General features: G+C 46.2%; 11 protein-coding genes. 9 read left to right on the top strand and 2 right to left on the bottom strand.

The window, feature by feature from the left end:
• The first annotated feature begins 113 nt into the window (after positions 1-113).
• A complete protein-coding gene (locus QUA13_RS29525) occupies positions 114-305 on the top strand; it encodes a hypothetical protein (RefSeq protein WP_333204287.1) in 192 nt (63 codons plus the stop codon).
• Positions 306-368: 63 nt separating this feature from the next.
• Here QUA13_RS29525 and QUA13_RS29530 read toward each other — a convergent pair whose 3' ends face one another.
• The gene (locus QUA13_RS29530; RefSeq protein ID WP_333204289.1) at positions 369-512 is read right to left on the bottom strand and encodes a hypothetical protein; all 144 of its coding nucleotides are present in this window, start codon (positions 510-512) and stop codon (positions 369-371) included.
• 286 nt (positions 513-798) lie between these two features.
• On the bottom strand, positions 799-3,072 hold the full coding sequence (locus tag QUA13_RS29535) for a bifunctional (p)ppGpp synthetase/guanosine-3',5'-bis(diphosphate) 3'-pyrophosphohydrolase (RefSeq protein WP_333204291.1): 2,274 nt from the start codon (positions 3,070-3,072) through the stop codon (positions 799-801).
• A gap of 454 nt (positions 3,073-3,526) precedes the next feature.
• Between QUA13_RS29535 and patD the strand changes: the two genes are divergently transcribed.
• The 8 genes from patD to QUA13_RS29575 all read left to right on the top strand — a co-directional run bounded on the left by patD (position 3,527) and on the right by QUA13_RS29575 (position 10,743).
• Positions 3,527-3,925: a heterocyst frequency control protein PatD gene (gene patD, locus QUA13_RS29540; RefSeq protein ID WP_333204293.1), complete on the top strand. Its 399-nt coding sequence runs from the start codon at positions 3,527-3,529 to the stop codon at positions 3,923-3,925.
• Positions 3,926-3,970: 45 nt separating this feature from the next.
• The gene (locus QUA13_RS29545) at positions 3,971-4,555 is read left to right on the top strand and encodes a zf-TFIIB domain-containing protein (RefSeq protein ID WP_333204295.1); all 585 of its coding nucleotides are present in this window, start codon (positions 3,971-3,973) and stop codon (positions 4,553-4,555) included.
• A gap of 303 nt (positions 4,556-4,858) precedes the next feature.
• The gene (locus QUA13_RS29550) at positions 4,859-6,532 is read left to right on the top strand and encodes an ABC transporter ATP-binding protein (protein ID WP_333204297.1); all 1,674 of its coding nucleotides are present in this window, start codon (positions 4,859-4,861) and stop codon (positions 6,530-6,532) included.
• A gap of 161 nt (positions 6,533-6,693) precedes the next feature.
• Entirely contained in the window at positions 6,694-7,767 is a 1,074-nt protein-coding gene (locus tag QUA13_RS29555; RefSeq protein ID WP_333185654.1) for an RNA polymerase sigma factor, RpoD/SigA family, read from the top strand.
• 174 nt (positions 7,768-7,941) lie between these two features.
• Positions 7,942-8,433 carry a GNAT family N-acetyltransferase gene (locus tag QUA13_RS29560; RefSeq protein WP_333204299.1) on the top strand — a complete coding sequence of 164 codons (492 nt, stop codon included), beginning with the start codon at positions 7,942-7,944 and terminating at the stop codon, positions 8,431-8,433.
• Positions 8,434-8,672: 239 nt separating this feature from the next.
• On the top strand, positions 8,673-8,879 hold the full coding sequence (locus QUA13_RS29565) for a glycogen debranching protein (RefSeq protein ID WP_333204301.1): 207 nt from the start codon (positions 8,673-8,675) through the stop codon (positions 8,877-8,879).
• A 375-nt stretch (positions 8,880-9,254) separates the two neighbouring features.
• Positions 9,255-10,250, top strand: coding sequence for an AEC family transporter (locus QUA13_RS29570; RefSeq protein WP_333204303.1), 996 nt, complete (start codon positions 9,255-9,257; stop codon positions 10,248-10,250).
• Positions 10,251-10,611: 361 nt separating this feature from the next.
• Positions 10,612-10,743: a hypothetical protein gene (locus tag QUA13_RS29575; protein WP_333204305.1), complete on the top strand. Its 132-nt coding sequence runs from the start codon at positions 10,612-10,614 to the stop codon at positions 10,741-10,743.
• Positions 10,744-10,873: the final 130 nt, after the last annotated feature.

Below are 10,873 nucleotides of genomic sequence, written 5' to 3' on the forward strand. Positions count from 1 at the left end.
TTTTTAGCTGGCATTTTTGTAGAGATTGACTAAACTCATTTTTTATTATACCCTATTTAAAGGCACAACAGCTTATTAGTTAGACTCATATAAATAAATGAAGGTATCAAGCTATGAGAACTGTCAAAACTGCTATCTCATTGCCAGCATCTTTATTTGAACAAGCCGAAACATTAGCTGGCGAAATGCAAATTTCGCAGAGTTTTTCGATCGAAATAGCGCTTGAAGAATTTATCCGCCGCCGCGAAAATCAACAACTGTTAGAAAAAATTAATGCTGCTTGCGAAACACCTCTCTCTGAATAAGAACAAGTTTTGCTTCGCAAGATGAGTCGCTCTCATCGCAAGATGGTGGAAGGCGAATGGTAATCAATATTTTCCAAGTTGCAAAACAGCAGCTTTTATTGCTTCTATCTGCGACTCTGCAACTTCAACCGTAATTGCTTCGACATTGAAACCCTCTAAGCTATAACCATCTTCTTCACCTTCAGGCATCTGGATAGTGTTCGACATAGTTGCTGTAGCACCTTTTTTTAGACCGTACTTAGGGATGTCTTCTCGCAATGCTACCTGTTAAAACAGTTTAAATTTCATGGGGGCTTAACCTCTTGTCAGCGATTGGTAATATCAAATCCGGTGGCATCGGAATTAATATTATCCACAGTCAGGAAACGGCAGTGCCGCTTCCCTACAATTAATCGGGCGATAGTTACATCGGGTGCGATCACTCCGGGCGTTCCGCCCCGCAAGCTACGATTATTTTAGGGTAGGGAAACGGCATTGCCGTGTCCTCCCTTACTTAAGTCCCTTCACTCAGCCTGCGCAAATTCAAAATATCGCTCATCTTTTTAATTTGCATACAAGTCCGCTCAAACTGTTCCTTATCCTCAATATCCATGCACAAGTCAATTAATGCGGGCAAACCGGGATAGGTTTTTACTTGAGCGCTGCGGACGTTTACTTTGTTGTCCTTCAAATGCGACAATACGTCGTTTAGAACCCCGACTCGATCGAGCGCCTCAATTTGAATGTTAACTGCATAAGTATTCGGACGGCTACCATTGCGCTCGCTAGAATTCCAACTCACAGGAACTAACCGATCCCCAGGTACGCTCTCAACATTTGAACACCCTTGCCGGTGAATCGAAATTCCGCGAGTGCGAGTCACAACTCCAATAATTGCTTCCCCGGGAATCGGACAACAACAGCCGGATAAATGGTAGAGCAATCCCTCTACACCTGCGATCGGCGATTTGCTCGGAGACGAACTCGGTACTGGTTTCGGTGTCGTCGATGCAGGTATTAGCTGGGGCAATTCCTGTCCTCCTCCGGGAGCAGCTTCAATTTTTTGCTGCACTTTTACTAAATCTCGCAGTCGATTTACTACGAGATTTAGGGTGACTTCGCCATAGCCCAAACCCGCGATTAAATCTTCGACACTGTGGTAGTTGCAGCGCTGAGCCACAGACTGCATGGGTTCAGATTTCAGCAAAGATTCCAAACCGTTTTTACCTAATTCTTTTTCCAGCAATTCGCGCCCGCGAGCGAGGTTTTCATCTCGGTGCGATCGCTTCAACCACTGACGAATTCGGTTTTTTGCTCCGTTTGTCTTGACAAAATTCAGCCAGTCGGAACTCGGATGACCATTTTTTTGGGTCAAGATTTCTACAATATCGCCGTTCTTTAAAACCTTGTCTAGTGTTACCATTCGCCCGTTGACTCTGGCACCGGTGCAGCGATTGCCAATTTCTGTGTGAATGCGGTAAGCAAAATCTACGGGAGTTGACCCGCTATTGAGAGCAATCACGTCTCCGTTAGGAGTAAAAACGTAAATATCTTCGTCGAATAAGTTGTCCTTAATGCTTTGTAAATATTCCTGATCGTCTTTGAGGTCGCTTTGCCATTCTAGGAGTTGCCGCAGCCAAGTAAATTTTTCGTCGTCGCCGGTGACTGTTGTGTTAGAACCGCCAGTTTCTTTGTATTTCCAGTGCGCGGCAATGCCGTATTCTGCAATGTGGTGCATTGCTACGGTGCGAATTTGCACTTCGATGGGGCGGCCGCTGGTTCCGATTACTCCGGTGTGCAAAGATTGATAGCGATTCGCTTTTGGTAAACCGATATAATCTTTAAATCGGCCGGGAATCGGGCGGAAAGAATCGTGGACGATCGCCAAAGCCCGATAACAGTCATCATTGCTTTCTACTATGATCCGCACCGCCGCAATATCGTACACTTGCTTAAACCCTTTTTGGCGGCGCTGCATCTTCCCATAAATCCCGTACAAATGTTTGGGACGACCGCTGACTTCGTAGCATTTAATGCCTAAATTGTCAAGTCTTTCTCGCAAACTATCTGTGACTTCTGCGAGTTGAGTTTCTCGATCGGCCCGCTTCTCGGCCACCAATTCCTGAATTTCGCGGTAAGCTTCCGGTTCTAGGTATTTAAACGCTAAATCTTCCAATTCCCACTTAAAGCGCCCGATACCCAAACGGTTCGCCAGGGGAGCAAAAATTTCTCGGGTTTCTAGGGCAATAGTGCGCTGCTTTTCTTCGGACAAATGCTCCAAAGTCCTCATGTTGTGCAGCCTGTCTGCCAGTTTGACAACAATGACGCGAATATCTTTAGCCATTGCTAGGAACATTCGGCGGAAATTTTCAGCAAGGCGCTCTGTTTTGCTGGAAAAGTTAAACTTAGAAAGCTTGGTGACACCTTCAACCAACTGTCGCACTTCCGCGCCGAACCGCTGTTCTATTTCTTCGAGAGTAATATCTGTATCTTCAACAATGTCGTGGAGGAAGCCGGCGGCAATCATGACGTTGTTGCCGCCCATATACCGGAGTATTCCAGCGACAGCTACCGGATGGCAAATGTAAGGTTCTCCAGATTTGCGGTACTGTCCTTCGTGCAAGTCGCGGGCAAATTCAAAAGCCCGACAAATTAAGCTGTTGTCAGTCGAGCAATTCGGGTTAGGGCTCCCATCAGGCTGCGATGGAGCATTCAGGCATTCTTGCAGCCAATCGGGAACTACAGCAGGATCGATCGAAGGAGAGGGAGTCAGAGTGTTCGCGTTCATGGGGTACACCTTTAAAACTTAGAAATACAAATGGTTAAAAGCCGGTTTGCGGTTGAATTGCCGAAATTATGTGTTTAGTTATACTAAACTACTTGAAGACCACAATTGGCAATTCAAAAAAATAGTCGATTTTTGTGTTAACTATACCTATCTAATTCCGAGTCGCCCCCCCTCTCCGGTACGAAAATATAGTGACACCACTGCCACCGCCGCAGTCTGTCGATCGGGTAAAATAAGCATATTTTGGCGGTAGCAGTTGAGGTAGCGGGCGATCGGCATTCACAGGCAACGCTAAACTAAAAGCATGAGCCAGAAGGGTTTATTCAGGGCACTCTATCAGAAAAAGTTCTCAAAAAACAGGGAATTGCTGCAAAAACGCACGGCTTCCCTTAATACGAGCAAACCTTAAGCAAGAATCTACTTTGATTATAAATACAAATTTGTTTACAAAATCATGATATTGTCCGAAGACCGCCGCCAGTGCTACCAAGAATTACAGCAAGCACTAGAACAACTACAAAGAACTGCTGCACAGGATAATCTGGATCGGGCAGCGCTGGCGATCGAATACAGAAAAGTGCAACAATTTTTCGGAAACCAAATTATGAGAGCCGAAAGCGATGAGTTAGACGCCTCAGACACACCCCCAGAGCAGTCCTATTTGACTGAAATTCACAAGCAACTGCGGTTATTGGGGACAGATGTCACGTTTTTGCAAGCGTCGCGCCAGCCAGCGACAGCAAAGGCGAGGCAAACTGCGGCGATCGCGCGGCTCAACACGCTAATTGGCTACTGCGGCGCGCTGCTGCAAAAAAATTCTGGTTCTTCAGGGCCCGCCCAGATACAGAATTAATAATTGAATTAACAGGGAATTGAGAAGGCAAGGAGAAATAAAGCGGTGGAATGTCCAAAATGTAAACATCCCAACTTAGAAGGCGGCACCTTAGCCGGCAGTATGTCGGTGCAGTGGTGTCCGAACTGTTACGGTATCTGGATTCCAGGCAGAGAATACGAAGCTTGGCAGAAAGAGCAGAGCCAGTGGTACAACAAATCCCAGAAGCCAGAGGCGACAGGCACTCTCGGCATAGAATTCACGCCGTCTCCCTACGACAGCAAAGCAGCGCTGTGTCCCGAAGACGGTCACTATCTGTCGCGGGCGAAAGTTCCCTTCAGCAGAGTGCCCTTTTACATAGAGCGCTGTATGTTGTGCGGGGGCATTTGGTGCGATAACGGCGAGTGGGACATTCTCGAAAGTCTGGGATTCCACACCGAGATTGACAAGATGTTTTCTCCCAATTGGCAAGCTAAGGCCCGGGTGCAAGAACTCGCCTCTCGGGAACGTCAAGTGCTTACTGAGAAGCTGGGGCCGGATATCGCCGGATATGTGTTGGAACTCGCGGAAGTTTTAGCAGACCATCCTCACGCAGATTGTGCTGCTACTTACATACTGCGGAGAGCTGAGTTGAAGCGAAGGGAAATTTAGTCAGTTGGCTGTTGACAGTTGACTGTTGACGGTTGACTGTTGACTGTTGTTAGTAAGCGGTTGGTCGGTTAATGATGTAGTGATAAAATCTTTGTTTGTAGCAATTTATATTGGTATTTACAAACAGCATATCGGTTTCTTGCCAATAACTAATAAGTCCTGAACAATACTAATAACTAACAACTAACCGCCAGTATATTGATAAATAATAAATAACAACAGTCAACAGTCAACAGTCAACAGTTAACAGTCAACAGACAACAGACAACAGACAACAGACAACAGACTAAGGACTAATGACTAATGACTAATGACTCTTCTCTATTTTCCGTTGACAATCTGCGAGTAGCTTATCCTCAGCGGCGGGGCCAATCCGGTTGGGCCGTTGACGGCGTTTCCCTGACGCTGAAACCCGGGGAAAAGCTCGGATTAGTTGGGGAGTCTGGGTGCGGTAAGTCAACTTTGGGAAGGGCTGCAATGCGGTTGCTGCCGGATTCAACGCTGATTGAGGGGCGAGTTAGTTTTGCTGGAGAGTCGGTGTTTGACATGAATGCTTCGCGGCTGAGACGGTTTCGGGGCGAAGCTGTGGCATTGATTTTTCAAGATCCGATGACTCGTCTCGATCCTTTGATGACTGTAGGAGAACACTGCATCGAGACTTTGCAAGCTCACATACCGAATTTGGATCGCAAGCAAGCTAAGAAACGGGCGATCGACATTTTGGAAGCTGTGAAAATTCCGGCGTCTCGCTGGTCGCAATTTCCCCACGAATTTAGCGGCGGAATGCGGCAAAGAGTAGCAATTGCTTTGGCTCTTTTGCTCGATCCTAAATTAATTGTGGCGGACGAACCGACTACAAGTTTGGACGTAACTGTCGCCGCCCAGATTTTGCAAGAATTAACCAGACTTTGCGCGGAACGGGGAACGGCTATTTTGTTGATTTCTCACGATTTGGCGATGGTGGCTGAGTATTGCGATCGCATTGCGGTGATGTACGGCGGCAAAGTCGTAGAAACAGGGCCGGTGAAAAACGTTTTTGAACAGCCGCAGCACGAATATACTCGATCGCTCCTCAAAGCAGCTTTGCACATTCAAGCTGATTCGGACAAAGGGTTAGCATTCGAGGAAATCAGGACTGAAGTCGTTACTGCCAACTTAACAAATTCTCCTCTTTTGACAGTGACGGATTTGCAGCAACACTACAATTTAGAAAGCAATTTATTAGATCAGTTATTTGCCCGGAATCGCCAGGTAATTAAAGCAGTAGACGGCGTTAGTTTAGAGCTACAACGGGGAGAAATCCTAGGGCTTGTGGGGGAGTCCGGCTGCGGCAAAAGTACCTTGTCACGCACGATTTTGCAACTAATAACCGCGACTGGCGGCAAAGTTGAATTTCAAGGGATAGATATAACTGCCCTGAACCGCGATGCTGTGAGGCAGCACCGCCGCGAAATGCAAATGATATTTCAAGACCCCCACGCTTGCCTGAACCCGATGATGACTGTCGGGCAGAGTATTGCTGACCCTTTGTTTATTCACAAATTAGCTAATGCGCGCGAAGCTAAAAAAGAAGTAATCCAAATGTTAGAGCGGGTGGGTTTAAGTCCAGGGGAGGATTTCTTTCGTCGCTATCCGGGGGAATTGTCGGGAGGACAACAGCAGCGAGTTTCGATCGCCCGCGCTTTAATTACTCGCCCGCAACTGATAATTTGCGACGAACCTGTGAGTATGCTGGATGCCAGCGTGCAGACTCAAGTTTTAGAGCTGATGTTGGAGTTGAAGCAGGAATTTAATTTGACTTATCTGTTTATTACGCACGATTTGTGGGTGGCGAGATTTTTTTGCGATCGTATTGCGGTAATGAATGCTGGAAAAATTGTTGAAATCGGTAAGACTAGGGATATTTTTACTAATCCGCAGCACCCTTACACTCAGCAATTATTGCAGGCAGCTCCTTTACTGGCTCGAACTAAATAAAAAGGCCTAAAATTGGGGCGAACAGATACTAAAATTGGGGCGAACAGATATCCGCCACTAAAATCACTCACCGGCTTCTAGATGGATTTCGGAAATTTCCGGTTAAATTGGTTAAAGTGAAGGCAGACATTTCAAATCATCCCACCGACACCAAGCACCATATGCCAGAATCTGACCTAGGCAGTTTTGCGGTGGCACCCGAAGCCTCACTCCCGATCGCAGAAGATGAAGACACCGAGATCGATCGTCCGACCGTAACTCGGTCGTCAGCATACAACAACTGGTCTGCCGACGATCCAGTGGGAGCTTTGTTCAAGGAAATGGCTCGGTATCCTCTACTGACAGCAGCCGAAGAAGTAGAGTTGGCGCGCCGCGTTCAAGAATTGGTAGCCCTGGATCAAGTAGAACAGCGTTTGCAGCAGGAATTGGACAGAGTGCCGACAAAAGCTGAACTCGCAGCGGCTTTGGGGATAAGCGAAACTCAACTGCAACAGCTTCGCCACCAGTGTCAGTCGGCGAAACGGAAAATGATCAGCTCGAATTTGCGCTTGGTGGTTTCGATTGCCAAACGCTATCTTAATCGGGGCGTGCCTTTTCTCGATTTAATTCAGGAAGGAGCTTTGGGTTTGAATCGGGCAGCCGAAAAGTTCGATCCGGAGAAGGGTTACAAGTTTTCAACTTATGCCTATTGGTGGATTCGCCAAGGAATTACCCGGACAATTGCCAATCAAGGGCGGACGATTCGCTTGCCTGTTCACATTGTCGAACAGTTAAATAAGCTCAAAAAAGTTTATCGAGAGTTGAAGCGTTCTCTTCAACGAAACCCAACTGAAACTGAACTTGCTAGAGAAATGCAAGTTACTTGCGAACAGCTTCGCTACCTCCAGCAAGTACGTCGGCAATCTTTGTCTCTCAACCACCGCATCGGCTCAGAAGAAAGTTCGGAACTTTTGGATGTTCTCGAAGATAACGCGACGCAATCTCCCGAAGCTCAGATGAATGAGATGATGATGCGCCAAGATATTTTGGAGGTGTTGGACAGTATTTTGACTGAGCGGGAAAAAGAGATTGTTGCTATGCGTTACGGTTTGCTGACCGGCGAACCTTACACTTTAGAAGAGGTCAGCAGTTTGTTCAATTTGTCGCGCGAACGAGTCCGTCAAATTCAAAATAAGGCAATGCGAAAGCTGCGTCGCCCTCAAGTGACGGAACGATTGAAGGGCTGGTTGAAATAAGAAAAAAAATTTGAGTTTGCATTTTGAAAAATCTTAAAATTATTGTGAGGGGCACTACGACACCGCCGTAAATATGCTGGTTCAAGGTGGAAAAGCTTAATTAAAAATTACAAATTAAAAATGTCGGGATGTGGTATTTTTAATTGTTGATTGTCGCGTACTACTTACTTATTTATGTCTTCTGAGGTAATTTTGCGCCCAGCTACCCGCGCCGACGTGCCGGTGCTGTTTGATTTGATTAAAGCTTTAGCTGAGTACGAAAAATTATCTCATGCCGTTACTGGCAATGCCGTTGATTTGGAGCATCATTTGTTTGGCGATCGACCTTTTGTGGAAGCGATTTTAGCCGAGTGCGAAGGTCGAGTTGTGGGCTGGGCGCTGTTTTTTTACAATTATTCTACTTTTTTGACTCAGCCGGGAATTTATTTGGAAGATTTGTTTGTGCTGCCTGAGTTTCGAGGGCGGGGAATTGGCAAGTCTTTGATAGTTTATTTAGCGCAGTTAACAGTAGAAAGGGGCTGCGGACGTTTGGAATGGAGCGTTTTGGATTGGAATGAATTGGCGATCGGATTTTACAAGGGTATCGGTGCTGATGTAATGCCCGACTGGAGGATTTGCCGGGTTGCGGGCGAGTCTTTGGCAACTTTGGCATCGAAACAATTGTAAAAACCCCTCAATAAGACTCGGCGACTGCAATCAATCCTACAAAAACTTTCGTCCCTCTCGCTTGAGACTCAGAAATCAAGGTGTGTACCGCGCACCTTACAACGAATCAGTAGGGTGCCACAAGCACCTTACAACAAATCTGTAGCGCATTAAATCTTGGGTTGCCTAATCCGAGTAGATAATTGGCAAAAATATAGGAAAATTTAAATAACAGTAGATTTTGATTGAGAGAGTAGATCGTGATTATTTGGGTAAACGAGCAAATCGATCCGTCGGGCCTTCTTTATTCTTGTATTGCTTGTTGCGATGAGACTCAAGCGAAGGATTGCCACGAATCTTTTGAGAAGAATTTGACGGCAGAGCAAAAAGAGCAGGGCTGGGTTGCTACCTTGCGCACTGTTAGTTCTTGGGATGAAGTGCCTGTTAATGCTTTGAAATTGAATTAATGAGTGCAAGTCATCAGCAGCTTTAGTCTCCGCCGTATTTCCGTTCGACCGAAACGGCACGAAAACGTTGGGCATCACTTCGGAAAAGGCAAGATAACTCGATCGCACATTTGTCAAATTCAAAAAGGTTTTGTGAATGTGAAGGTAAAAACCTGCAAGCATTTGGGGCTGCGAGTCTGAGAATTTTGCCCTGCAAGGTCCGGGAATTTGGGCGGAAATTTTCGGGCCCGCAGTGCTGCGAACAGGCTAGGACGAAAAAGGATGCAAGTGCGATCCTCTTCGAGGGCTCCGCTAACGAGAATTTGTATTTCTCAAACTAACTTTAGCATTACTATTAATAGATAAAGGCATTTCAAATTGTCAAGTTAAATTTTTATGGTTGAAACCTTATTTCACGCTTATACCCCTCTAGTTATCTGGACGGGCTTGGGACTTCTGCTGTTTCAGTACATCCCAGTTAATTTTCCCAAGCTGCTGAGCTACTTTCTTTTCTGGGTTGGGATACCGCTGCAAATTCTAGTTTTAGCCCGTCAAAGCGATTTTTCGGGTGCTGTGGGATTCACGCCGGCGATCGCCATATTCGTGTTATTTCTGAGTACGAGTTGTGCTTGGCTGACTTGGGTATTATTGCGCAGGCTGAGTGCGGCCCACATGAAAAAGCCCTATTTTCAGGGCAAAAATTCTCTGGTAAATTTATTTTTATTAAATTTTAATTCCCTGAAGCGATCGAGCCAAGGGAGTTTTATCCTAGCTGCGATGTTAGGGAATACGGGCTTTGTCGGATTAGCAATCACCCCCTCTATCATCAGCACCGATAACAACAACTGGGCTGTGCTGTACAGCGTCACTAACAACGTGATCGGAACCTACTGTTTCGGTGTATTTATTGCTAGCTATTTCGGGAATTCCGAGCAAAAAAATCACTGGTGGACTCAGCTCCGGGATGTGCTAACAGTTCCCGCGCTGTGGGCATTTTTAATTGGTTTTTTAACCAGAAATATCCCCCTGCCCCAGACAGTGGAATCGGGATTGCACACGGCAGTTTGGGTGGTAATTGCCAGTGCTTTACTGCTGGTTGGCATCCGGCTGAGGTCTATTAAGAAATGGGAAAGTTTTGAACTGGCGTTAATCCCGTCGCTGTTAAAAGTGGTAATTGTGCCGGTGCTGATCGGATTGGGTGCTAGTTATTTCGGATTGAGCGGCGATCCGAGGTTCGTGTTGGTGTTGATGTCGGGAACGCCCACAGCTCTTTCCGTGCTGATTTTAGCAGAAGTCTACGAGCTCGATCGCGATTTGTTAGCTAGCAGCATCGCCATCTCTTCTGTCGGGTTGCTGTTGATGCTTCCGCTGTGGTTAGCTGGGTTTAGTTGAAGTTGGACGATAGCGTGGGAGTTAGAAACCGGGTTTCTTCACTAAATCGGGCGTGAGAATTCCAAGACGATCGCAGAAACCCGGTTTCTTGAATTTTGGGGCGCGTGGGAGTTAGAAACCGGGTTTCTTCTCAAAATCTCGGTAAGGATGCGTAAATTATCCCAGAAACCGGGTTTCTTGGAGTCTGTGAGAAGTTAGAAACCGGGTGGGTCGCCGTCCTTAAATCCTCAATGAAAATCGACAATCGATGAGCGACGCACCTTACTCTCAGGGTGAGCGTAAACAAACCAAAAACCAATGATTGTTGCAAGAATTTTGATAATTATTATAATATAGAAATAACTTCTAGGAGGTTAGAGGCATGACAAGCATATCCGACGAACAAACAGCTATCATCCGTACAGAAAGAGGACTGACGATCGCAGGTACGCGCATCACTATCTACGACATCATGGACTATGTGACGGCTCAATATCCGCCTAACGGGACTTAAACAAATTTTAAGCCCAAACAAAGCCTAAACTGGCTTTATAAGCGGAGAATACATCCCAATTTTGGTTCAACCATTTCACAAACCTAAAAGATATGGCTGTCCGAAATGCTTCGAGTGCATCACTAAAAGT

The organism is Microcoleus sp. S28C3 (assembly GCF_036700785.1).
Taxonomy (GTDB): domain Bacteria; phylum Cyanobacteriota; class Cyanobacteriia; order Cyanobacteriales; family Microcoleaceae; genus Microcoleus; species Microcoleus asticus.